Annotated in this window: 25 protein-coding genes and 1 pseudogene; 12 read left to right on the top strand and 14 right to left on the bottom strand. The window is 64.3% G+C overall.

Translation table 11 applies throughout. The annotated features are described in order from the left end of the window. Nucleotides 1-55: 55 nt before the first annotated feature. Entirely contained in the window at nucleotides 56-595 is a 540-nt protein-coding gene (locus tag ACSGDB_RS14105) for an SRPBCC family protein (protein ID WP_434995990.1), read from the bottom strand. A gap of 215 nt (nucleotides 596-810) precedes the next feature. Here ACSGDB_RS14105 and ACSGDB_RS14100 point away from each other — a divergent pair, with 215 nt between their 5' ends. Next, on the top strand, nucleotides 811-1,305 hold the full coding sequence (locus tag ACSGDB_RS14100; protein ID WP_434995494.1) for a Dps family protein: 495 nt from the start codon (nucleotides 811-813) through the stop codon (nucleotides 1,303-1,305). Between the two features lie 715 nt (nucleotides 1,306-2,020). On the opposite strand, the gene ACSGDB_RS14095 is transcribed toward ACSGDB_RS14100, so the two are convergent. Next, nucleotides 2,021-3,241, bottom strand: a complete 1,221-nt coding sequence (locus tag ACSGDB_RS14095) for an SIR2 family protein (RefSeq protein WP_434995493.1) — start codon at nucleotides 3,239-3,241, stop codon at nucleotides 2,021-2,023. A 178-nt stretch (nucleotides 3,242-3,419) separates the two neighbouring features. Here ACSGDB_RS14095 and ACSGDB_RS14090 point away from each other — a divergent pair, with 178 nt between their 5' ends. Next, nucleotides 3,420-3,881, top strand: coding sequence for a GNAT family N-acetyltransferase (locus ACSGDB_RS14090; RefSeq protein ID WP_434995492.1), 462 nt, complete (start codon nucleotides 3,420-3,422; stop codon nucleotides 3,879-3,881). Nucleotides 3,882-3,939: 58 nt separating this feature from the next. Here the strand turns inward: ACSGDB_RS14090 and ACSGDB_RS14085 are convergent, their stop codons facing one another. The 3 genes from ACSGDB_RS14085 to ACSGDB_RS14075 all read right to left on the bottom strand — a co-directional run bounded on the left by ACSGDB_RS14085 (nucleotide 3,940) and on the right by ACSGDB_RS14075 (nucleotide 6,381). Further along, nucleotides 3,940-4,197 (bottom strand): ANTAR domain-containing protein, encoded by a 258-nt coding sequence (locus ACSGDB_RS14085; RefSeq protein ID WP_434995989.1) that lies wholly within the window; start codon nucleotides 4,195-4,197, stop codon nucleotides 3,940-3,942. A gap of 121 nt (nucleotides 4,198-4,318) precedes the next feature. After that, nucleotides 4,319-5,614, bottom strand: a complete 1,296-nt coding sequence (locus tag ACSGDB_RS14080) for an MFS transporter (RefSeq protein WP_434995490.1) — start codon at nucleotides 5,612-5,614, stop codon at nucleotides 4,319-4,321. Further along, nucleotides 5,614-6,381 (bottom strand): MBL fold metallo-hydrolase, encoded by a 768-nt coding sequence (locus ACSGDB_RS14075; RefSeq protein WP_434995489.1) that lies wholly within the window; start codon nucleotides 6,379-6,381, stop codon nucleotides 5,614-5,616. The genes ACSGDB_RS14080 and ACSGDB_RS14075 overlap by 1 nt, the downstream gene beginning before the upstream one ends. Before the next feature lie 120 nt (nucleotides 6,382-6,501). Here ACSGDB_RS14075 and ACSGDB_RS14070 point away from each other — a divergent pair, with 120 nt between their 5' ends. Next, entirely contained in the window at nucleotides 6,502-7,119 is a 618-nt protein-coding gene (locus ACSGDB_RS14070; RefSeq protein ID WP_434995487.1) for a CGNR zinc finger domain-containing protein, read from the top strand. A gap of 163 nt (nucleotides 7,120-7,282) precedes the next feature. Here ACSGDB_RS14070 and ACSGDB_RS14065 read toward each other — a convergent pair whose 3' ends face one another. Further along, a complete protein-coding gene (locus ACSGDB_RS14065; protein ID WP_434995486.1) occupies nucleotides 7,283-8,146 on the bottom strand; it encodes an SDR family oxidoreductase in 864 nt (287 codons plus the stop codon). 97 nt (nucleotides 8,147-8,243) lie between these two features. Between ACSGDB_RS14065 and ACSGDB_RS14060 the strand changes: the two genes are divergently transcribed. Both ACSGDB_RS14060 and ACSGDB_RS14055 read left to right on the top strand, forming a co-directional pair. Further along, complete coding sequence (locus ACSGDB_RS14060) at nucleotides 8,244-8,636, top strand: winged helix-turn-helix transcriptional regulator (protein WP_434995485.1); 393 nt, start codon at nucleotides 8,244-8,246, stop codon at nucleotides 8,634-8,636. 403 nt (nucleotides 8,637-9,039) lie between these two features. Further along, the gene (locus ACSGDB_RS14055) at nucleotides 9,040-9,306 is read left to right on the top strand and encodes a hypothetical protein (RefSeq protein ID WP_434995484.1); all 267 of its coding nucleotides are present in this window, start codon (nucleotides 9,040-9,042) and stop codon (nucleotides 9,304-9,306) included. Nucleotides 9,307-9,363: 57 nt separating this feature from the next. Here the strand turns inward: ACSGDB_RS14055 and ACSGDB_RS14050 are convergent, their stop codons facing one another. Together ACSGDB_RS14050 and ACSGDB_RS14045 are read right to left on the bottom strand one after the other, a co-directional pair. Next, a complete protein-coding gene (locus ACSGDB_RS14050; RefSeq protein WP_434995483.1) occupies nucleotides 9,364-9,558 on the bottom strand; it encodes a hypothetical protein in 195 nt (64 codons plus the stop codon). A 46-nt stretch (nucleotides 9,559-9,604) separates the two neighbouring features. Next, complete coding sequence (locus tag ACSGDB_RS14045; RefSeq protein WP_434995482.1) at nucleotides 9,605-10,366, bottom strand: LysE family translocator; 762 nt, start codon at nucleotides 10,364-10,366, stop codon at nucleotides 9,605-9,607. 208 nt (nucleotides 10,367-10,574) lie between these two features. Here ACSGDB_RS14045 and ACSGDB_RS14040 point away from each other — a divergent pair, with 208 nt between their 5' ends. The 5 genes and pseudogenes from ACSGDB_RS14040 to ACSGDB_RS14020 all read left to right on the top strand — a co-directional run bounded on the left by ACSGDB_RS14040 (nucleotide 10,575) and on the right by ACSGDB_RS14020 (nucleotide 16,363). Then, nucleotides 10,575-11,510 carry a LysR family transcriptional regulator gene (locus ACSGDB_RS14040; protein WP_434995481.1) on the top strand — a complete coding sequence of 312 codons (936 nt, stop codon included), beginning with the start codon at nucleotides 10,575-10,577 and terminating at the stop codon, nucleotides 11,508-11,510. Nucleotides 11,511-11,597: 87 nt separating this feature from the next. After that, nucleotides 11,598-12,158, top strand: a complete 561-nt coding sequence (locus tag ACSGDB_RS14035) for a hypothetical protein (RefSeq protein WP_434995480.1) — start codon at nucleotides 11,598-11,600, stop codon at nucleotides 12,156-12,158. A 95-nt stretch (nucleotides 12,159-12,253) separates the two neighbouring features. Beyond that, nucleotides 12,254-13,654, top strand: a pseudogene (locus ACSGDB_RS14030) (DUF2252 domain-containing protein). Between the two features lie 821 nt (nucleotides 13,655-14,475). Next, nucleotides 14,476-15,234: a GAF and ANTAR domain-containing protein gene (locus ACSGDB_RS14025; protein WP_434995479.1), complete on the top strand. Its 759-nt coding sequence runs from the start codon at nucleotides 14,476-14,478 to the stop codon at nucleotides 15,232-15,234. A 715-nt stretch (nucleotides 15,235-15,949) separates the two neighbouring features. Then, nucleotides 15,950-16,363 carry a transglycosylase domain-containing protein gene (locus tag ACSGDB_RS14020; RefSeq protein ID WP_434995477.1) on the top strand — a complete coding sequence of 138 codons (414 nt, stop codon included), beginning with the start codon at nucleotides 15,950-15,952 and terminating at the stop codon, nucleotides 16,361-16,363. Between the two features lie 212 nt (nucleotides 16,364-16,575). Here ACSGDB_RS14020 and ACSGDB_RS14015 read toward each other — a convergent pair whose 3' ends face one another. From ACSGDB_RS14015 to ACSGDB_RS13995, 5 genes are all read right to left on the bottom strand, one after another. Continuing rightward, a complete protein-coding gene (locus ACSGDB_RS14015; protein WP_434995476.1) occupies nucleotides 16,576-17,073 on the bottom strand; it encodes a MarR family winged helix-turn-helix transcriptional regulator in 498 nt (165 codons plus the stop codon). A gap of 205 nt (nucleotides 17,074-17,278) precedes the next feature. Then, nucleotides 17,279-17,611, bottom strand: a complete 333-nt coding sequence (locus ACSGDB_RS14010; protein ID WP_434995475.1) for a hypothetical protein — start codon at nucleotides 17,609-17,611, stop codon at nucleotides 17,279-17,281. Between the two features lie 202 nt (nucleotides 17,612-17,813). Further along, the gene (locus ACSGDB_RS14005; RefSeq protein WP_434995474.1) at nucleotides 17,814-18,152 is read right to left on the bottom strand and encodes a hypothetical protein; all 339 of its coding nucleotides are present in this window, start codon (nucleotides 18,150-18,152) and stop codon (nucleotides 17,814-17,816) included. 292 nt (nucleotides 18,153-18,444) lie between these two features. Next, nucleotides 18,445-18,786 carry a hypothetical protein gene (locus ACSGDB_RS14000; RefSeq protein ID WP_434995473.1) on the bottom strand — a complete coding sequence of 114 codons (342 nt, stop codon included), beginning with the start codon at nucleotides 18,784-18,786 and terminating at the stop codon, nucleotides 18,445-18,447. Between the two features lie 110 nt (nucleotides 18,787-18,896). Further along, nucleotides 18,897-19,430, bottom strand: coding sequence for a hypothetical protein (locus ACSGDB_RS13995; RefSeq protein ID WP_434995472.1), 534 nt, complete (start codon nucleotides 19,428-19,430; stop codon nucleotides 18,897-18,899). A 613-nt stretch (nucleotides 19,431-20,043) separates the two neighbouring features. On the opposite strand from ACSGDB_RS13995, the gene ACSGDB_RS13990 reads away from it, so the two are divergent. Both ACSGDB_RS13990 and ACSGDB_RS13985 read left to right on the top strand, forming a co-directional pair. After that, complete coding sequence (locus tag ACSGDB_RS13990) at nucleotides 20,044-20,208, top strand: hypothetical protein (protein WP_434995471.1); 165 nt, start codon at nucleotides 20,044-20,046, stop codon at nucleotides 20,206-20,208. An 82-nt stretch (nucleotides 20,209-20,290) separates the two neighbouring features. After that, nucleotides 20,291-20,773 (top strand): hypothetical protein, encoded by a 483-nt coding sequence (locus tag ACSGDB_RS13985; protein ID WP_434995470.1) that lies wholly within the window; start codon nucleotides 20,291-20,293, stop codon nucleotides 20,771-20,773. Between the two features lie 165 nt (nucleotides 20,774-20,938). On the opposite strand, the gene ACSGDB_RS13980 is transcribed toward ACSGDB_RS13985, so the two are convergent. Next, nucleotides 20,939-22,108 (bottom strand): IS30 family transposase, encoded by a 1,170-nt coding sequence (locus ACSGDB_RS13980; RefSeq protein WP_434995469.1) that lies wholly within the window; start codon nucleotides 22,106-22,108, stop codon nucleotides 20,939-20,941. Nucleotides 22,109-22,233: the final 125 nt, after the last annotated feature.

The following is a 22,233-nucleotide window of genomic DNA, read 5'->3' as shown; positions in this document are numbered from 1 at the left end:
ATCACACTGGAAGAGGCGGACCCCCGAAGGGATCCGCCTCTTCCAGCCCGGCACGTCAGCCGACGCGCGGACCGCCGGACTCGGGATCATCCGCCGAGGTGTCCGGCAGGGCGCTGTTGGCCGGCTCCGCCTCGGTGGTGGCACCCGAGGAGGGCGCTGCGACGTCGCCGCGCCAGGCACCCGTCTCGCCGCCGCTGTTCTCGATGAACGCCTTGAACCTCTTGAGGTCGCCCTTCACCTGTGAGGCGTCGGCGTTGACGACGGCCCCGACCTTCTCGATGAACGTCTCCGGGTGCCAGTCGATCTGGACCATCAGCCGGGTGGTGTTCTCGTCCAGGCGATGGAAGGTGACCACGCCGGCGTGGGATTCGCCGTCGGTGCTCTTCCAGGCCACCCGCTCGTCGGGGTGCTGCTCGGTGATCTCGGCATCGAACTCGCGATGCACGCCGCCGATGCTCGTCACCCAGTGGGTGGAGGTGTCCGTGGTCTGCGTGATCGAGTCCACGCCGCCCATGAACTGGGGGAAGCTCTCGAACTGGGTCCACTGGTTGTAGGCGGTGCTGACCGGTACTGATACGTCGATGGATTCCTGCACTGAAGCCAAAACGGTTCCTCCTTGGTCGGACTCCGGCGCCGTCCGCGTACCGTCAGAGGCACAGGGACGACGAAACCGTAAGTTCCCTTAGCGTAGGCAGATCGGCTGGAATTGACCAACGGGCAGGACTAGGGTGAAAGAAGTCCCTCCGGCAGGAAGAAGCGCTCCCGGCGCCCCGGCCGGTGGGAGAAAATCTCTCTAGCACTGGAGGATCCATGAAGGCATCACCTACCCTCACAGACAACATGCAGGCCGTCCTCGTCGATCTCATCGAGCTGCACCTGCAGGGCAAGCAGGCCCACTGGAACGTGGTCGGCAAGAACTTCCGTGACCTCCACCTGCAGCTGGACGAGATCATCGACGACGCCCGCCTCTTCGCGGACGAGATGGCGGAGCGGATGCGCGCACTGCACGCCGTCCCCGACGGACGCAGCGTGGCCGTGGCCGAGGGCACGAAGATCGAGCCGTTCCCGGCCGGCCTCGTCTCGACCAAGGACACCGTGGGCCTCGTGGTCCGGATGCTGCAGGCAAGCGTCAAGACCATGCGCGACGTCCATGACCAGATCGACGAGGAGGACCCCACCACCGCCGACCTGCTGCACGGCTTCATCGCGAAGCTCGAGCAGTACGCGTGGATGGTCGACGCCGAGAACATGGAGCCCACCGCGGAGGTCGTCTCCCCCGCCGGCACCGAGAAGGCCACCGTCTGACGGACCTGATTTCCGGAGGGTCGGGAGGGGGACGCGCATCGGCGCGTCCCCCTCCTGTGTGTCTGGGGGCCGTCTGGCAGCCCTGACCGGCCTGGGCCAGATGAGCCTTCTGCGCCGATGCTGTCTCTGCAGGATTGTGGACCTGCCTCCTGCTCTCCGCTGTCGGTGAGCGCCTCAGCTCCGGCCGCCCGGCGGCGTACCGATCAACGGGCGGACAGCGCCAAGCCACGGGTCGCGCAGCCAGATGGTGGCTTGAAGAATATCGGTGAGGATCGGGTCCAGCTCAACACCGGATCAGGTCGCCGACGTAGGTGCCACGTCGCATAAAGTACCGGCGACACGAGTGCTGAGACACGATGCGATGAGACGACTTTCCGAGACAGTCACAGCCCCGGAATCTCGAGGAAGTCTCTAGGTGTCGGCTCCTCCGGTCCCATGCCTAGTTAACCTGTAGTTTTATGAGACAGTCTTGGCGGGCGGTTGCCCTGGATGGGAGTACCGCTTGAGGTACGTTTGCGCCCATCTTCATCGTCCCGGCTATACGTGCGCTCCCCCGGCCTAGCGGCTCTGCCCAGCCCTCGAGGTTCCAGTAAGTACTGTGGACGACCGGCTTACGGACAGTATCTTCCGGTTATCGAAAGGCGAAGTGGACCGCATTGGTCGAGCGCGTGTTCTCCCATATCTTGCAGCGGCGTCGCGCAGCTGTATAAATCGTCTAGAAGACACCCTCGGGCGATCGGGACCACAGGTCAGATGCAGATAGACCGTGAGCAGCAGTTTCCTTCAGTACTCGCAAGTTCAACTTACAGACCCGATTGCCCCCCTCGTAGATGCGCGTAGCGGACAGTAGTTGGGACGAGAAACTGTCGCGTTCATACACCCGGGGATCATTATTGAACGCAGGATCTATGACGGTCATATTCCTCAAAGGAAAAGAGTTAATCCAACGGGACAAAGCCACGTTTATATGCGCATCACGAAAAGAATAACCGACTACCAGCAACCGGTCCGCTCGCGCAAGCATATTCTCGAATTCTCGCAACATGGAGAGAAATGGTCCATCTGCGCGCAACTTACCGCGTGCACCGAAGACGACCCCGGGCAGCGATCTGTGCTGCGGAGGGCCAGATTCGCTCGCAGCTACAACTTTGGTCTCGTAGAGGCCGCCAAGCCCTTTTTCACTATGTATCCGCCAGTCGATGGAACCGTGAATCTTGAGTAGACGCACCTCGGCATCATCATCCCAGCGCCAGTCGCTCCCGCCGCTCCAACCGGAGATGCCCGTATCCAATTGAATACCGCGTCGCTCGCACATAAGCTCGACTGATCGATCATAGTTAAGGGTCGCGATTTCGACCGGGTTATCGCGCATTTGAAGCAGAGGGCTAAGGTAGTCGACGTCTTTATCCGTCACGCTTACAAGGTTGGTCAACGCGTTCAGGAGTTCCATCTGCAGGCGGTTGTAAAGCTCTTCCGTGGAAGCGGAGTTACTACCAGTTAGTGCTTCTACGGCTTTCTTTATCATCTCACCGGGCCCTTTGAAGGCCCGATCTTTCAAGATTCCCTCCCGAAAATCCCTGTCAAAAAAGGCCGGCATTGAATCACTACCTTGCCGAACACCAGCGAGGGCCGGGGACCATTGGACGAAGGGAGCGATCTCCAACGACTCGCGTTCCGCCAGCATCTGGACTGCCGAAAACAGGTCTTCCACGTCAATGCCGGCGTATGCGTTCGCGCCGTTTGCCGTGCGGTGGGCAATCATTGCGCCAATTGCGTAGTTCACCGCGTGTGTTACCCCGTAATACTGGTTCTGGGGGGTATCCAAGGCAGCGACAATCTGCTGCGTCATCGCCGTCGACCCTGGCACTCCAGCATCCATGCTTGCGCCAGCTCCGAGCAACGCCAATGTATTCATCGTGTTCGCAATTTCCTTCACGTTTTGAGTGTAGCGATCGGGACCGACGTGGCTCATCTGCTCAACATGGACTGACCGTGGGTGCCGACGCGTGAGTACGGTAAAAGATCCGCTTACGGGCGGATTGAAATCTCTGAGCGCCATCAGCCCGCTATCGATCAGGACTGCGGGTGACCGCAAGTGCGCTTATCGTCGGTGCATGGAACTCGCGCCCCTGACTCCGGAGAACCTCGGCAAGGCCGTCAGCATCACTCTTCGACCCGAACAGGAAGTGTTCGTCGCACCAGTTGTGCAGTCGATCGCCGAGGCCTACGTGAACCCCACGGCCTGGCCACGTCTCGTGGTGGACGGCGAGGACGTACTGGCCTTCATCATGGGCAACTTCGATCCCGGCCACGAGATCGAAGCATTCCGTGCCGGGATCTGGCGACTCAATGTAGCCGCATCCGCGCAGGGGCGCGGCGTGGGACGGTTCGCCGTCCGTGCGCTAGAGGAGGAAGCGCGTGTTCGCGGCGTAGAGAGGATCTCTGTGCTGTGGGAGCGTGGCGATCATGGTCCAGAGGGCTTCTACCTCAAGCTCGGGTTTGTTCCCACCGGAGAGGAACTCTTCGGAGAGGTAGTTGCGTTCAAGGACCTCGGTGCCCGCGGAGCGCTCCCCTGAGGGGTTCCCTAGTGCGGCGAGTCGGTCAGAAGACACGCCCGCGGGAGACGCGTGGTGGCTATCCGCCGCGGCGCGGTGCTGTCATTTGGTAGATGATGGCGGCTAAGACGTCCTTCAGCTTGACGTGGGTTTCGTTGGACATGTTCTTCAGTCGGGAAACTGCCTCTGTACTGGTGCAGTGGTGCTGAGCCAGGACGATGCCCTGGGCTTGCTCGATGCCAGCCTGAGTGTGGCGACGTCGTTCAGGACTACCAGGACGGTTTGATTCAGGACCGCCCGGCGACTCGTCGGGCGTGTCCGTCGGTTTTTTGGTGATTGTGTCACCGGAGACTTGGGCCGTGGCATGAGGTACTCCTTATCCTCGATAGCGGCGTGTTCGTCCTGAGGGTATCGGGCGTCGACGCGGGCGCGTGGTTGCGTCGGAGGCCAGTGGCCTGTCAGCGGTCGCGCGGCGTCCTGTGGTGGATGACGGTGACGGCGGCGACGAGGATCAGGAGCACCCCTGAGAGGCCTTGGAAGGTGATGAGGGCAAGGATCGGTCCGGCGAGGGCGCCTCCGGCGGCGCCGGCACCATTCATGAGCGCATCGGACAAACCCTGGATCTGGGGGCGGTCCCGGGCCTCCACGGTGCGGGTCAGGAGAGCGGATCCGGCGACGGTTGACGCGGACCAGCCGACGCCGAGGAAGATCAGGCTCACGGTCACCCCGGTCCTGGAGTCGGCTGTGAGGATCCCGATGACCAACGCGGTGGCGAGGAGGCCTTGTCCGGCGAGGACGATGACCTGTTCACCCCATTTGTCGGTCAACCATCCGAAGACCGGCGCCAGCGCGTACATGCCGGCCAGGTGGAGACTGATCGTGACGCCGATGATGGTCAGGCTCGATCCATGTCCACTCATGTGGACCGGGGTCATGCCCATCAGTGCCACCATCACCGCATGGGACAGGGCGATCGTGATGGTCGCACGGCGTGCTCCGGGGTTGGTGCGGAGGATCGACATGCCGCGGGAGGGTTTCGTGGACCCGTTCTCGTCTTTGAGGGCCGGGGCCATGGCGTGCGCTGTGAGGAGCGGATCCGGGCGCAGGGCCGCCAGGTAGACGAGGACGCCGGTAATCTGGGCGAGGACCCCGATCGCGAAACCGCCGGTGAGGGCGGGGAGTCCTACCCAGGCGCCGAGGGCCTCCCCTGGTGCGAACAGGTTCGGTCCCAGGACCACACCGAAGGTGGTCGACCAGACCACGAGCGAGAGATCCCGGCCCCGGTTGGCCTCCGCGGCGAGGTCGGTCGCCGCGAATCGGGCCTGCAGGTTCAATGCCGCAGCCGCACCCATCATTGTCAGCCCGATGAGCAGGAGTGGAAAGCTGACCAGGACGGCCGCACCGATCACGAGCAGCCCGCCCAGTGCCGCGAGGATCGCCCCGGTGGAGAGGGAGAACCGTCTACCGCGTGTGCGGGCGAGGCGGGCCAAGGGGATGGCGAACAGGGCGGCCCCGAGGGTACCCGCCGTCGCCGCCATCCCCGACCAGGCCGCGGACCCGGAGACGTCCACGACCAGCAGCGCCCCGAGGCTCATGGTCGCCCCCGTGCCGACACCGCCGACGATCTGCCCGAGGGACAGTGCCGAGACTACGCGTCGCTGCAACCGCTGCAGGTCCAGCCCCGACCCACCGTCCCGGTCGATGTGGGCGCGATGGTGACTACCGGCCCGTGTGGCCGGTGGTGTTCGAACCATCAGAAGGTCATCGTTTCGCCATCGGCCGGAACGTGGACGAGGTCCGCGATGCCGTGCTCGGACGCGAGGTCGCGGACCTGTGCACGGGTGACGACGCAGTGGTTGAGGGCTTCCATGTGCACCGCGATGAGCTGTGCGCTGGGCAGGGCTTCGTGGACGCGCAGGACATCCTCGGCGCCCATGATGATCGCATCCCCGCTGATCCAGGTCGCTTCCCCGGTGTTCAGGACGACGACGTCGGGGCGGTACTCGTCCAGGGCACTGACGACGCCGGCATGCCATACGGTGTCACCGGCGACGTAGAGGGTCGGCTCCCCCGGGACCTGCAGGACGAAGCCGCTGACCGACCCCATGTAGGGGTTCTCCGCCATGAACGCATCAGGGCCGTGCTGTCCGTCGGTGCGGGTCACGGTCGCCTGGCCGAGGGTGACCGGGCCATCCATGATGATCGCGTGCGTGAAGCCGATCTCACCGAGCATCTGCGCGTCGCTGCCGTTCTGCACGATGATCGGCAGCTCACGCGAGAGGAGCGATGCTGCGGCCTCGTCCCAGTGATCAGGGTGGGAATGCGTCACGATCACAGCGTCGACGTCCAGCAGCTGGGCCAGGGGCGTCGTCAGGTCCACGAGCGGGTTGCGGCTCTTGTTGTCCGCGACGGTCGGCGCCGCCGCGCCTGAGCCTTTCGCCCCGAGCATGGGGTCCACGAGGATACGCATACCTCCGGCCTCGATGAGCATGGTGGCGTTGCGGACATGGGTGATCTGCATGAGCTTTCCCTTCACGATGATGAGCACGACGCCGGAGTTTTCTCACGGCAACGTCTTTGACGTTCCGTGAGGAAGCCTAAGGTGTTTCTCATGGGATATGCAAACGAGTACCATGAGAGCATGTCTGTGATGCTCATGCCCGTGGAGTTGATGTCCCCTGCTCCCGGGGAGGACTGCCACCCGTCGTTGGCGCTGGCGAACAGCTCCGGCCGGCAGGACGATTCACCCGAGGCCGACCTCCTCAGCACGCCCGAACGGGCCACCGGCTGGATGAGGCAGCGCCGTCTGGTCGCCGCCGACATCGAGCTCTACGAGTTCTGCAACAATCTCCTGGGAGAGTTCCGCCAATCCGTGCGGGACGTACTCGGGGCCGCGACCGCCGGCACCCAGCCCGACACCAAGGCCGTTGCGGCGATCAACCGGGCAATGGCCCAGATCCCCTCCGTCAGGCTCCTCGCCTGGGACGCCTCGACGGGCTTCCACAGCCAGCAGAAGTATGCGCAGACCCAGGCCCTCGAACACGCCCTCTCCGCCATCGCGGCCGACGTCGTCGACCTCCTCACCGGTGACGACGCCGGCACACTTGCCCAATGCGCGGCCCCTTCGTGCGGTCGCTTCATGCTCCGCACCCACGCCCGCCGCCAATGGTGCTCCACACGCTGCGGAGACCGCGTGCGCGCAGCACGCGCATACGCGAAGAAAACATCGACCGACATTCCAGAAGGCACAACCCGCTGACCGCACGCGGAGCACCAGACACCACAAGAATCCCTGATTCCCGAGCCGAGCACCGTGATGGTCGGCGTTACGGCTCTGGGCGGATTGTGGACGTTGTCGTAGCTGCCCGGCGGGACGGCCGGGCAACCAGAACGACACACTCCTGGAGGTCCTGCAGGGGTGCCTAGGTGGAGGCGGCAGCCGAACGAACAGCCTCAGCAAGGGTCGTGGTGGGGCGTCCGATCAGTGTGCGCAGGTCCCCGGAGCTGACGAGGAGGTCGCCGCGGGCTATTCCCAGGTCGGAATCTGCGAGGACTTCCGCGAACGCCTGCGGCACCCCGACACCGACGAGCAGGTCAGTGTATTCCCGGGCAGGAAGGTCCCGGTAGGCGATGGTCCTGCCGGCCACGGTGCTGATCTCGGTCGCCAGCTCGGCCATGGTGAACGGCTCGTCACCGCCCAGTTCATAGACCCTGCCGGCCTGGCCCTCGGCCACCAGTACCGCGGCTGCGGCGTGGGCGTAGTCCAAGCGGGAGGCTGCGCTGACCCGGCCATCGCCGGCGCTGCCGGCGATGGCACCCTGCGCGAGCGTGCCGGGCAGCTGATCGGTGTAGTTCTCGAGATACCAGCCGTTGCGCAGCACGACGAAGGGGACGCCGGACTCCTGCAGTATGGCCTCCGTGGCCTGATGCTCGGTGGCCAGTTCCATCCCGCTCGTATCCGCGTTGGCGATGCTGGTGTAGGCGACCAGTTCGATGCCTTCCGCCTTCGCGGCCTCGATCACGCGGCGATGCTGCTCGACCCGCTGGCCGACCTCACTACCGGAGATGAGGAGCACTTTGCGAGCCCCCTTCAGGGCCTCCGCCACGGAGGCCGCGTCCGCGTAGTCCATCCTCCGGACCCGGACGCCGCGCTCTCCCAGATCTGCGATCTTCTCGACTGAACGACCCGCGGCGACGATGTCCTGTGCGGGAACACCGCGCTCCAGCAGTGCCTCGATAACGTGACGGCCGAGCTGGCCCGTTGCTCCGGTGATGACGATGCTCATGGAGGTCCTTCCGTAGGGAGTTTGTCGAAGGACATAACTGCTTCCTCGTCCAGTTACTTCCGCAAAGTTAGTACGCACTTTCAAGTAAGGTACTGCCATGGAAGTTAGTCCCAGCCCTCCTGCGGTCCACGCCGCACCCCTGCCTCCCAAACTTGCTGACGGTGTTTTCCCGGTCGGGTGCCCCAGCCGCAGGGTTCTGGACCACATCACCAGTAAATGGGGTGTGTTGATACTGCTGGCTCTGTCCGAGGGCGAGCAGCGTTGGAGCGATCTCCGGCGGCGAACTGAGGGAATCAGCGAGAAGATGCTGGCTCAGACTCTCAAGTCCCTCGAACGCGACGGCTTGGTCACGCGGACGGCCCAGCCCCTCATTCCACCCAGGGTGGACTACAGCCTCACAGAGCGCGGATACGAATTGACCGCACTCCTGCTGCCCCTTGTGCAGTGGGCCTTCGACAACGCAGACGAGATCATCAACGGCCAGAGCTGATCGTCGAGAACACGGCACACCGAACCCGACAACTCGCCGACGCAGCACCCACTGAAAAAGCGGAAAAGGATGCGGCGTCAGGAAGCGCTCTGATGATCCGGCAACCGGGACACGAACCGGCCTGAGCCCTTACCTTTCACCGTTCCGCTGCGGCTTCAACCCCCGGCGCCCATGCCGAGGTGCAGGTAGGGCCCTGGCTGCAGCCAACCCCTCCTTCATGCGCCCCACAACCACCCACGGCATCTGATCTACGGCAGTACATCGCGGGAAAGGGTGTGATGCTGCAAGAGTGGCCCAGCGCGCGGAGCGGCCTGTTGAGGAGTTGGTCAGTGCCCTGATAACGTCATCAGCGGTTCAGAAGAGAGCCCCATTTCATCGTGCTTTCTTCTCGAGAGGCGCTTTCATGACCACACGTCTAAGCCCGTCTGAATCATTTCCCGAGGATCTGTCCTCGCTGAGCCTTCCGCAGGTCGAGGTCCTCAACAGCAAGATCCAGCGCGAACTGTCCCACGAGTATGTGCAAGACGGTGAAGCGCATCCGGAGACGGAGTTCCGCAACGAGGAACTGACCGAGGAGCTTGACCGCCGCGACGCTATCGCCGGGGAACAGACCTCTGAAAATCTGTCCGAGCAACCCTCGTCGGAGCTCCGCACCGCCCACGGCCTATAGCCGCGCCGCACTCTCCTCCTCGCCCGAAACGCGTCCACGTTCGCGTTCGCAGGTGAGTCATGTTCGGTCGTTCATGAACTGGTTGAGGGCGGACTGGTGGGAGCAGGCGTAGAGGCCGTGCCTGAAGTTCCAGTGCAGGTCGGCCGGGGTCCACTGGCTCAGTGGTATCCGTTCCTGGCAGGGGGTGGTGGCCCGGCCGATGCTGGCGAAGACGGTGATCACGGCGCCGAGGATCAGTAGCAGGGACATCATGGGCGAACCTGGCCGATGCGGGTACCGGCGTGTGGCGTGGCGGCTGTCATGGGAGCAGGGCTGTGATGACGGGAATGATGGTCATGAGTCCGAGGACGATGAAGACGACACCCGATACTCGGTGGATCCACCGGGTGACCGCGGGCCGGTTGAGCCATGTTCCGGCAGTGTGCGCGCCAAGGGCGATCATGGCGAGGTACCCGCCGATGACTGCCGCAACGGTGCCACCGACAACGGCGACAACGTAGGCGGGTGCTGCGTCGGTGGGGGTGAACTGGGGTATGAGGGCAAGAAAGAACAGCCCGGTCTTCGGGTTCGTGAGGCAACACAGCACACCAGCGGTGAACGCCGACCACCTCGTCGGGGCAGTGCCTTGTGGGTGCAGGCCTTCGGCAGGGGTACCGGCAGGAGCGGTCGCCGGGTTGCCCGGGGCGACCGTGCTCGTGGAGGGTTCCTGCGCTGTGCCACCTGTGGCTACTGCCACTGGGGTCCTCGCGTGTGCTTCCGGATCACTGATGTGGCCGTGGGCGTGGGTGGTGAGGGTGCGGTATCCGAGGTAGAAGAGGTACGCACCTCCCAGGACGCGGAGGGTATGGAAGGCCACGGGTGAGTCCTGGAGGAAGGCCGCGACGCCGGCGGCGACCAGGGCCGCCCATACGAAGATCCCTGATGTTGCACCGAGGGCCGCGAAGAGCCCTGCGCTCCGCTTGCGCAGGGCGTACTGCAGGGTCAGGAGGGTGTCCGGGCCCGGGGTGATCGCGAGAACAACCGCGACTCCCAGTAGCGCGAGGTAAGTCGTCATGTCCATCAGAATGGCCTTTCAGAAGCAGCATCGAGCACGCGCGACAGCAAAACGCGACAACGCGCGGGATTCTCGATCAGGGTCAGTAGTGCAGCGGGCGAGGGCGTTCATACGAGACCGCCCCTCTGCCCTTACTTCCACGATGACAGCCGGCATTGTGCGGCACCAGCAACAATCAGCCACGGATCATCAGGCGTCACCGTAGAATGGGTGTGTGCTGGATCCTCATAAGCTCATCGTCCTGCGGGCCGTGATCGCCGCGGGCTCCGTGCACGGAGCCGCCAAGGGACTGCACCTCACCCCTGCCACGGTCAGTCAGCATCTCCAGGTCCTCGCCCGGCAGACCGGGCTGGTGCTCTTCGAAAAAAGCGGGCGGAACATTGCGGCCACATCGGCGGCTCTCCACCTGGCCGAAGAAAGCAGCCGCGCCCTCTCGGACCTGCAACGCCTCGAGCGGACCGTGGCGGACCTTCGGGCAGGAAGGGCCGAGCGGATCACGTTCTCGTGTTTCGCCTCCGTCGCCCAGGCGTGGATGCCGCACGTCGTGAGCGTCCTACGACACACCTCCCCGACCACCGTGGTGGAAATCAGCATCAACGAACTCCACCCCGGCGGAGGGCGGCACCAACCCGACATCGAGATCCGCAACGAAGCCATCGACGCAGACCCCTCCACTCTTGAGGGGTACCAACGCCACGTCCTCGCCGAGGAGGAGCTACGCCTGGTCCTGCCCAAGGACCACCCCTTGTGCGCGCACGACACGGTGGACATGGTCCAACTCCGCAACGAAGCATGGATCGACCACGACATCCACGACGGGCCCACTGGACGCATCATCACCCGGGCCTGCACCACCGCGGGATTCACACCGAACTACATCGCCCGCCTCGATGACCACCACGCCGCCCTCAGCCTCACCGCAGCCGGCCTCGGCATCACCGTCCTTCCCACGATCGCCCTGACAGGACTCCCGGCGAACCTGACCACCCGGCCCCTGACCGGCCCCACCCTCAGCCGCCGCATCGTCGCGTTCACCCGCACCCACCCCGTCCGGGCACGCCTCATCCACACCGCACTGACCGCACTCCGACACACCGCCACAGCACAAACACCGACAACCCCTAGAAACCCCTCCACCGAGGATCGGTGATCGTTCGGGTCATGGCTTTCGTGCTCACCAGATGACGACCCTGCGTAGCCCTGCCGGTAGCGGAAACCTCGTCCTAGGATGATGGCCATGGCCTCTGATGCCGTGTCCGAGCCTGTTGATCCTTCGGGGCCGGAAGGCGCCGGATCGCCTCCTCGCGATCGTGCCGCCTTGGAGGATGCGGCCGGGCGGATCTCGGCCTACGTATATGGCAACATCCTGGTCCTGGCCGCCCTGATCGCCCTGCAACCGGACGATCTGGACGGACCCAAGGGTGTGGGGTACGTGCTGGGCACGGCGGTGTCCACCTTCATCGCCCATCTGTTCGCCGAGACATCAGCGCAGCGGGTCCGCCTCGACCGGCCCCTGACCTGGGAGGAGCTACGGCACGAGGCCCGTCACGCGGCGCCGATCGCCTCGACCGCAGCGACCCCGACGCTGCTGATGATCGGTGCCCTGGCCGGGTGGTGGCCCACAACCGTGGCACTGGTGCTGTCCATCGCCGTCACCATCGGGCGTCTGGTGGCCCTGGGCTGGGTGGTCGGTCGGCTGAGCCGCCGGCGGGTCTCGCGGCGCCCGTTCGTCTCCGGGCTGCTCCTGGCAGCCGTGTGCCTGCTGGTAGCCGTGCTCAAATGGTGGCTCACGCACTGAACCCCGGCGCCGTCCGGTCGGGTTTCACCTTGCCCGGGTGACGCCAGGAGTGTGATGTCCGTCGGACACTGCCTGTGTCGCCTCGGACCAGGAGCATGGCCATGCAAACGTCGAAGAGTACGGACACCCTCGCCCCGGTCACCGGCGACGGTCGACGCCTGCGCAAGCGCGCACCCCGCAGGAGCCATGGCGAGTGGTCCGTCTCCTCGGACCGGGTGAGCCCGGTGGAAATCCTCAGGGCCCAGGAAAAGGACAGGATTCCCGATCTCATCCCTGTCAGACACGAGCGGATGGCGGCGTCCCCGTTCGCGTTTTTCCGTGGCGGAGCAGCGATCATGGCAGCGGACCTCCGCGGCACCCCGACCACCGGGCTCCAGGTCCAGCTCTGCGGAGACGCCCACATCAGCAACTTCGGCGGCTTCGCGTCCCCGGAACGGCGCCTGGTCTTCGATATCAATGACTTCGACGAGACGCTGCCGGGGCCGTGGGAATGGGACGTAAAGAGGCTGGTGGCCAGTGTCGAGATCGCCGCCCGGGACCGCGGGTTCGCCGGGGCCGACGGGCGGGCCGCTGTCCTCGAGACCGCGAAGGCCTACCGGGAAGCCATGAGGTCCTTCGCGGCGATGACCCCCCTAGATATCTGGTACGCCTCATTCGACGTCCGATCGTTATTGCCGACCATCAGGAAGACTCTGGGCGGTCGCGCTCGAAAGGAAGCCAAGCGCGCCAACACCCGGGCGCAGGGCAAGGACAGTGCACGAGCCGCATTGAAACTGACGCACGTCATCGACGGCCGCCCGAGGATCATCGACGATCCGCCGCTGGTGGTCCCCCTCCATGAACTGCTGCCCGGCCTCGAGGCGCAGCAACTCGAGGACGGCATCCGCGGCGTGCTGGCCGACTACCGGCAGACCCTCGCCCCCGACCGGCAGGTCCTCCTCGACCGGTACGAGTTCCAGGACGTCGCCCGCAAGGTCGTCGGTGTCGGCAGCGTCGGAACGCTCAGCTGGATCGTGCTCTTAGTGGGTCGTGAGCACGCCGACCCCCTCGTGCTGCAGCTCAAACAGGCCGAGGCCTCAGCGCTGGAGAACCATCTGGGGCCCAGCCGCTACGCCAACCACGGCGAACGGGTGGTCCAGGGCCAGCGCCTGATCCAGGCCTCGAGCGACGTGCTGTTGGGGTGGCTGCGGACGACAGGCCTCGACGGCGTCGAACGGGACTTCTACGTCCGCCAACTCTGAGACTGGAAGACGTCCGCGGACCTGACCACCATTTCCGTGGCAGGGCTCGTAGCCCACGCACGACTCTGTGCGTGGACGCTCGCCCGTGCCCACGCCCGCACCGGGGACCCCACCGCGATCGCGTCCTACCTGGGATCGGAAGCGGCCTTCGATCACGCCCTGGCGATCTTCGCCGCCGTCTACGCCGACCAGAACCAGAGGGACTACGACAAGTTCATCCGAAGCCTCGGAAATGGCGGTAGCCCGGGGCACTGAAGGAACCCTCCACCCCTCCGGTCTTCATGAGCATCCCAGCGGGATGCGATATAGGTGCGCCCGGGCCTTATCCGGTCGAAGCGAAACGTAAGACCATTGCCCTGATGGGAGCGCCAGCGACAACCAGGGCAGCCCGCACACCTGAGACGCCAACGACCAACACCACTCGGCGAAAGGCTGGCGCCACCGGCGCAGCTTGTACGCACTCACATACTCACCTACTCACAGAAGTCCCGCGTCAATGGTGAGGTAGCAGCCCGGACCTAGACGTCGAGGTGTGGCGACGTCGATGACCGGCTGCAACCGGATGCTTCAGATGATGGCCGTCGTCGCACGCAAACGGCGACGCCTTGCGGGCAACGACGGCGGTCATTTCTCGCTTTCTTCCCGGGTTCTGGCCCTTTCCTCCGATGACGGTTTCCGTCACGGTCTTCCGCTCGGAGTGTGACCGAAGCCCGGGTGGCGCGTTCTCCTGTAAACAAATGTGTGCGGGCCATGTGCGCTTGAACAGGAGTGCAGGGCGCTAAGCCCTACACTCCTGCCGCCCCCTGGTGCCGTTTGCTCGACCCGCGGACTCCTCCCAGTGAAGGACAAAGCGGCCGGCGGATCAATCGTTTAGTTGCTGGGTGCGAACCAGTTAAGTGTGCATCGAACCTCATTGAGCGGTGCAATGACAGGCGGACCCTCCCGTCGATGGCTCACCCAGAGGGTGATCGATCGGAGGCACATCACGGTCCCGCAAGGGTGTTGGCGTGCGAGCACGAGGATTACAGTGAGCACCAGCCGTCAGCGCAACAGATCCACTGCCAAAGGTGTAAGTGATGAGCGAGGATTCCATCGTCAACAGAGGTATGCCCTCGTCCCACCACGGCGGCGTGGAACGAAAGCGCGATCTGGCCACGGAGCTTGCGGAACTTGCCCGGTCGCTGCAGGGAGAACCCGACGTGGACGCCATCGTCGCGGGGTTCGTCCACGCGGCCGTCGAACTGATCCCCGGCGTCGACGAAGGCTCCGTCAGCGTCGTACTGGGACGACGACGCGTCGACTCCCGGGGCGCCTCGGGAACTCTGCCGGAGCGCATCGACGCCCTACAGATGGAAGCCGGGGAAGGCCCGTGCCTGGAAGCGGCGTACAAGCACCGCACAATCCGGGTGCCGGACATGGCACACGAAGACCGGTGGCCGCTGTTCGCCCAGCGGGCCTCTGCAGCCGGCGCCAAGGGGATGCTCTCCATCCAGCTGTGGGTCGAGGGCGATGACCTTGGCGCGCTGAATCTCTACTCCCATGAAGCCGACGCGTTCACGGACGAGTCGGAGAATATCGGGCTGCTGGTCGCCTCCCACGCGGCTGTGGCGTTCGCCGAAGCTAAGAAGAGCGGGCAACTGCAGGAAGCGGTGGACTCCCGGGATGTGATTGGCCAGGCCAAGGGCATCCTCATGGAACGCCACAAGATCACCGGCGAAGAGGCGTTCATCGTGCTGTCCATCGCCAGCCAACGTGTCCACCTGAAACTTTGGGACGTCGCCGATTTCCTCATCAGCAGCGGAGAACTCCCCAGCAGGACAAAAACCTCATACTGAACGAACCCCGCATCGGCTTCAGCCGCGAGGAGCAACCGTGGCCGGCGGTGCCATCGGCTTCTTCACTGGTGTTCGCGGACCAGATTGGTCGCTCTACGCCCTGGTCTTCACCGGGCTGGCCGTCCTGCTCGTGCTTCCCTCTCCCTGGCAGGGTCGCGATCGTGCCGCCCTCGGCGTGCGGGTACGGGGCGGGCAAGCAGATCGCGATCTTCCGTGTGCAGCGCCGCTACCCTGCACCACTCATGAAGGTCTAACGCGGCCCATCGGGCATCCTTCCATCATCGCTGTGGCCACCCGTTCAGCTGATACTCAGCTGATGACAGCACGGATACGGGGCAGCGACGATTCCGTAACGGCCCCCGCGGAGAGGTTGCGGCGCGATAACGGGGCGGCTGCCGAGTTTGAGAGGACGCTTCCGTCGTGCCTACCGTGGCCGTTGGCCTGAAGCTCCTTCACCTCGAAGCACCATCCAGCCGAGGTCGCCGATCCTTCCGGAATCGAGCCCTCTGTAACAAGCCTTTCTTTAGGGAGACGATATCTGCGCGAGTACACACCAGAACCGGGTTGGCGACGCAGCATCGCCCACCATCACACCCCGAATGAACCTCGTTGTCGGACCGACGTGTCGCCGGGGCGCGATTCTTCCGTCCGGGCAACATCGTGCGCTCCTTGTCGGCCCTGTCAGAGTGCCCGCCACTGATCGGTCCCAGGCCTGATGGATGCCAACACGCCCCCGTTTGCCAGTTCGGGCTCGGGCTCTGTCCTCGGCACTGTCCTGGCGTTCTTGGGCATCAGTGCCCTGACGGGTGTGCTCGCCGCGGGTCTGTTGGTGCCGGTGACCGCGGTCGCCGGGACGGGGGCTTCGGCCTCCATCGAGTTCTTCGAGGACCTGCCGGCCGAACTGGAGCGTGACGCCCTGGCGCAGCCGACCACGATCGTGGCCGCGGATGGGTCGCTCATCGCGACCCTGTACGAGGAGAACCGGCAACCGGTCCCCCTCGACCAGGTATCCCAGGACATGCAGGACGCCCTGGTCTCCATCGAGGACTACCGCTTCTACGAGCACGGCGGCGTGGCGCGAGCTGGATCGGGAACTGGAAGGAAGGCAACACCTCCCTCAGCGGCCTGAGGATCGGCGGCAAGATCTACCCCGAAGTCGACGGCTCCCTCATCGCAGCCCCCTCCTGGGCCGCCTTCATGCGCAAGATCCCAGGCCTGCACGTCGGCGACCCGTTCACCCCTCCGACGGAGGCGATACTGAGCGGCGCCAACCGACCCAAGGACATCGACACGGACACAGCCGCGGAGTAGCCCGGGAATCAGGCGTTGCGGGTGGTGCGATCAGCCCAGACCGAGGGCGGCACCAGTCGCCTCGCTCGTGCTTTCGCCTGCAGCTTCGGCAAAGGCGAGCATCGCTTTCTCCAGTGCCAGTCGGTCGCCAGCGCCCATGCGGCTGACGACGTCGTTGAGGGCGCGGCGCCGATTGGACATGACGCGGTTCACCAGCGACTGGCCCTCGTCCGTTAGTTGCAGGCGCAGGAACCGTCGATCGTGAGGGTCCTCTTCCCTCCGAACCAGTCCTGCCGTCTGAAGTTTGTTGACTGTGCGAGTCGCGTTCGAGGGATGCACCCGGAGATCCGCGGCTACAGCGCGGTGTGTCTGGGGCCCACGGGTAGCGATGAGGATAAGTATCCGCCATTGCGGCGCAGTGACGAGGTCTTCGATGTCGGCAACGGATTTCGCGACCACGGCGATGAAAACCCGCGAGGCACGTACGAGGGCATCCAGGCTGGGGTCGTTGTGCGCTTGATCATTGTTTAGCCCATCCATGTAGACCATTCTCACCCATTTAGTTGCTTCGGGACCACGATCGTGAGCGGTGGAACCGATGCCGTGCCGGGGATCGGCTGCAAGGACGGGCGCTGGTAACGGTGTGCACAAGCATTCCCACAGCAGGTCTGCCCTCAGTGGCATTGCGTAGCGCGAAGCGGTCTGCGGTGCCCTCTCTTGCCCCTCTCTAGCGCTGAATCGAAGCGCCCAAGATTCAGTGCGGCAAACGCTCCGCTTCTTTAGACGAGGAGGTGTAGGAATCGCGGGCGCCGTCGACGACGGGTACTGCAAGCCGTGTGGATACTGCTGGGGTGCTCACCGTAAGCGAGGACGCCTGCCCGGGAGGGGCATCAACTGTGCCGAAGACGATCTCATGGGCGGCGAACAAGTAGCTCCCGCGGGCCGGAACAACGACGGTGAACGAGTCGTCGATATCGCTGATCATCACCTCAACGGGTGCCGTGGAGTCATTGGCGAGAGATCCCAGAAGTCTGCCTGATCCATTCTTGTTCGTGGTGACGAGCACAACGTCCCGCAGGCTCGCCACGCCTACCTGCTGGCTAGCGCCGCGGGATTGCGCGTCAGCGGCGGCATCCGGGCTTCCGCACCCGCTCATCGTCAGTAGCCCGCACACCAAAAGCGCCGACGCGCCAGCGGCGTAACGACGTCGAGAGCAGGCGGCGAGATCACCCATGCGATCTCGCATGGATGACGGCCATTCCGGTAGGTGAGCGCATGGTGCTGGTGGGTCAGGACCGGGGGGCCTGAAGCGCCCGGTCGTAGTAGCCTCCGAGATCACCCTCGTATACGGGCACTGCAGCGGCTTCCTCGCTGGCAGTAACCGGGACGCTGATGAGCATCGACACTGTGTCGCCGATGTCACCGTCCGTCGTACTGAAGATCGTCGGATTATCTGCGAACCGGAAGGTGTCCTCGGCTCCAATGGTCAGCGTGGCGGTGTCATCGCCATCGCGCAGCACAACTTCAACGGGGGTCGTTCCTGTGTTGATCAAGGTGCCCAGGATCCGGGCTGGTTCACCCGCTGCTTCAGTCACCAGTTTCAGGTCGACTCCCTGGATCTGGTCCATCGCCACTTGCGTTCCGCGGCCGATGCCCTGCTGGGAAGGCGCACTGCCGCACCCTCCCAGCAGCACGGCCGTGACCAACCCTGTGATGACCGTCGACGATGCCTGCGTGATAACTGACCTCGGAGGTATACCCGATCGCCTTGCGGAGGGGAGCTTCAATCGTTCCGCCACCTGTGTCGTCGCTGTCAGCATCAGCAAAACTCCTGTGAGGTCGGCCAAAAAGAAACGGCAGATCAACGCCGGGGAACCGGCTACTCAGGCATCCCCTGTAGACACCGTCAGGGCAGAAGAATCAAGACCGAGTGGCCGCAGCGGAAACGCTCAAGAAGACCCCTTCAGCAGTGACACGATCGATGTCCTCGGCCGATTCGTACATGTGGTTCCCGAGTCCGGTTCCGTCGATCTCGATGTACCCCAGGCGTAGGAGCCGTTGCCTGCGTTCCGCAGGCAGCGCGGGGCTGTTGTCAAAGACCGACGCGATCGATCCTACGATGCTCCCGGTCGGCTCCGGTTGCTGACCTTCGGCGGTGACCGCCTCCGGGTCTCCCATCTTCACGCTGGCGATCGTGCCGATCTTGTGACCGGAGGCGGTAAAAACGTCCATCCCTTCGCGGACAGATCCGATGGTGTCCATGATGATCCTCTCGACGGTGACGGCCTGCGTCAGGTCCGTTGCTGGTCCTTCCAGGGCTGGAACAACCTCATATGGGGGTTCGCAGTGGTTGTGCGGTGTTGTGGGGGTGTTTAGGTGTCGGAGGCGACGGAGTCGTCGATCTCGGTGGCGTGGACGTAGGTCTTGCCGTCCCAGTCCTCGTAGAGTGCGTCGTCGAGGTCGACGCCGAGGTCCTCCTCGACGGTGACGAGGTCGAAGCCTTCCTTCACGGTCCCTGTGACCGCGACCGTGAGCTCGGTGCTGACCTCGGGCAGATCCTCGGGGTGCACGATCAAAAGCTCATCGACCGTGGTGTCATCGGTCCCGGCGATCGTGAACGCCGTGGGATCGACGACCTCGTTCACATCCGCGGACAGGGTCACTTCCTCACCCACGTGAGAGTCCTGGTCGTCATACCAGGCCTGGTCGTAGACGCCGACGTAGGCGTCGTCGCCCTCGGCGACCTGCTCGTTGTCCTCCTCGGCTGCCTCGTTGACGTCTTCGACGTCGGCGCCCTGCTCGGATCCGGCCGTGTCGCTGCACGCGGCGACGGACAGGATGGCTGCCGGTGCGATCGCCAGGGCTGCTGCCTTCTTCATCCACGTGCTCTTGGTCATTGTTCCCATGACTCCTCCTTAGGATCAGGTGGGGTCCGGCGGCGCCTTCCGGCCCTTCGTTGCGGTTGGGTTGTGTTCTACGCCAGAGCCCACGGTAAGCACGCTTAGAAGCCGGAATGGGGCGATCCGGGCCCATCAAGAGCGTTCGTTGCGAACGCGCAACCGCCCTGTAATCTGGCTGTGATCACCTGACCGGAGTCTGGCAATGAGCCGGGTGCGGCCCGGGAATCCGCAGACCAACAACCGGATCTCGCGCCCGCCAGGAACCCGCACATCGGGCGGTCACGATCGGATTGCGCCGGTTGCCCGACCCACCACACCCTGCGTACCGTCGATGAACAGCACGCTGTCCATTCCTGATGATCGCGTGCAGCTTCCACAGTTCAATGTTCTCCGCGGTGCCGGTGCTGCCCGTGATAACTCATGAAGAGGATTCCGCTGCTTTTCGCCGCGCGGGATGCCCACAAATCCACCGAGGAGGTAGGAGAGTGCGATGTCCACCCAGTCAACCGATACCCCGTCACCGGATCGTCCCCTCGATCAGAACGCAGCACCAGATGATCAGCGATCTCGGAGTGGTCGACGCTCCGGGAGTAGGCCTCACGGCCAGTAGAAAATGCCGGTGGCGATCCTCGTCGGCGCCGCCCTCAGTGCCGTGCTCGCCGCGATCAACGCACTGCAGCTGCAATCCCTCGAGCGCGCCCTGGGCGGGATTAAGACGCCCGACCTACAGCGGCAGGGAACACCAACGACGACAACCCGAAAACAAGGAAATAACGGCATCTGACAGCGGGTGACACGCCACGGGAACCCCGAGCAGAATTCTTGAGCAGACAGATTCCTTTTCACCATTCCTAGGAGGAAACCACATGACGACGCTTTCAGCCAGCACGATAACCAGCACCATGACGCAACGGCCGCAGTTCAGAGTTGCAGCATCGCTCGGCCTCGCCGCAGCTTTGGGCCTGACGGGCTGCTATTCCGCTGCGGAGGAGGACTGGGACGCCATCGCCTCCGGCGAAGACGGTGTGGTCGGTTCCGTCGAACTACGCAGCATCCTTCTGGTCGCATCGCAAGAAGGACAACCCGGGCGACTCCTCGGAACCCTCAACAACGAATCCGGGGAAGCCATCGACGTCACCATCAGTGACGACGACGAAGAAAGGACGATCACGGTGCCGGCCGAAGGCCAGTTCCCCCTCGACACGAACGAAGTCATCTTCGACACTGTAGGCGACGCACCGGGAGCCCTCACCACAGTCACGGCCGCCACCGCCGACGAAACAACAGATCTTCAGATCCCCGTCATGGACGGCACCCTCGAACGCTATGAGCCATACCTTCCTGACTGATGCGTCGGCCGTTCGTCCTGCACCCGCCAACTGCGAACCTGGACGTGACATACCAGAAACCGCCCTGGCCCGGCACGGTGACCCAGGGCTCAGCGTCGACAACGCCGCTGGCGGGCACATCCTGCCACCTCGGCGGTTCAGACGCCGTACGGCGGATTCTGGCGGTCATTGCAACAGGAGGTTTTCGATCAGTTCGATCGGCTTCTGGAACCCTAGTCTTTTCCGTGGCCGGTCGTTCAGTTCCTGTGCGACCCAGTCGAGGTCAGCTTCGCTATGAACACTCAGATCAGTGCCCTTCGGAAAGTACTGCCTTAACAAACCATTCGTGTTCTCGTTGATGCCACGCTGCCAGGGCGAGTGCGGGTCGCAGAAGTAAATCTCGATATCAGCGTCCATCTTCACCCGTTTCCAATCCATCATCTCGGCGCCCTGGTCCCACGTCAGAGAGTGCCGCAACGCCTCGGGCAGGGTCTTGATCTTCCGGGTCAGCGCGTCGCACGTCTGCTCGGCCTTGTACCCGTCGGGCAGGTGGACGAGCATCGTGTAATTGGTGCTCCGCTCCACCAGCGTCCCGATCGCGGACAGGTTCCCCTTCCCGATAATGAGGTCCCCCTCCCAATCGCCGGGTACGGCGCGGTCCTCGACGTCCTTGGGGCGCTCGGAAATGTTGATCATGTCCGGGACCCGGTTCTTACGCTGCCCGGCCTTCCGGCACGGCCGCCTCACCGCCCTGCCGGTGCGCAGGCACGCGGTCAGATCCCGTTGCAGGGCGCCCCGGGACTGCACGTACAGGGACTGGTAAATGGTCTCCGGTGACACCCGCATCTCCGTCTGGTCGGGGAACTGACGTCGTAGTCGCCCACTGATCTGCTCGAGCGAGTACTTCTTCCTCAGATCAGCTTCCACCCTCGCACGCAGACCTACGTTCGTATGCAACTTCGCCGGCTTCGGCCGCGACGCACGCTCGTACGCCAACACGTGCGCGGTCGTCGCCCGGTACGGGACACCGGGCCGGCTGTTCCGGGTCAGCTCCCTGGACACCGTCGACGCTGACACCCCGATGACCGCGGCGATCTGCCGCAACGACTGGCCCTCGGCACGCAGGACCGCGATCTCCTCCCGCTGCGTAAAGGACAGGCACCGGCCCTTCAGATCCCGGCCCCGCCGGGGCCGGACACCCCCGGCCTCGGCCAACACCCGACGCCCGGTCCGCCTGCTCGTCCCGATCGGAACAACAGCACCCGTGATGAACTCACCGGCCTGCATCCCGGCCCAGAACACCTGCAGCAGATCCGGTCTCATCAGGATCGAGTAACCCGCCATATCAACACCCATTCGCTAAGTGTTGCAATCACCGCAAGAACCCAAGGTGCCTTCTCAGGGCGGCTTGGTGTCCTGGGTTACAGAACGCGCCTTCAGCAGGCTCGTAGGGTGGGCTGTTGATCTAAGGCGGGGTACGA

Origin of the sequence: Arthrobacter sp. Ld5, from assembly GCF_051172775.1 — a bacterium.
Classification (GTDB): domain Bacteria; phylum Actinomycetota; class Actinomycetes; order Actinomycetales; family Micrococcaceae; genus Arthrobacter_D.
The sequence above is the reverse complement of the archived record's forward strand: the minus strand, read 5'-3'. Positions and strand labels throughout refer to the sequence as shown.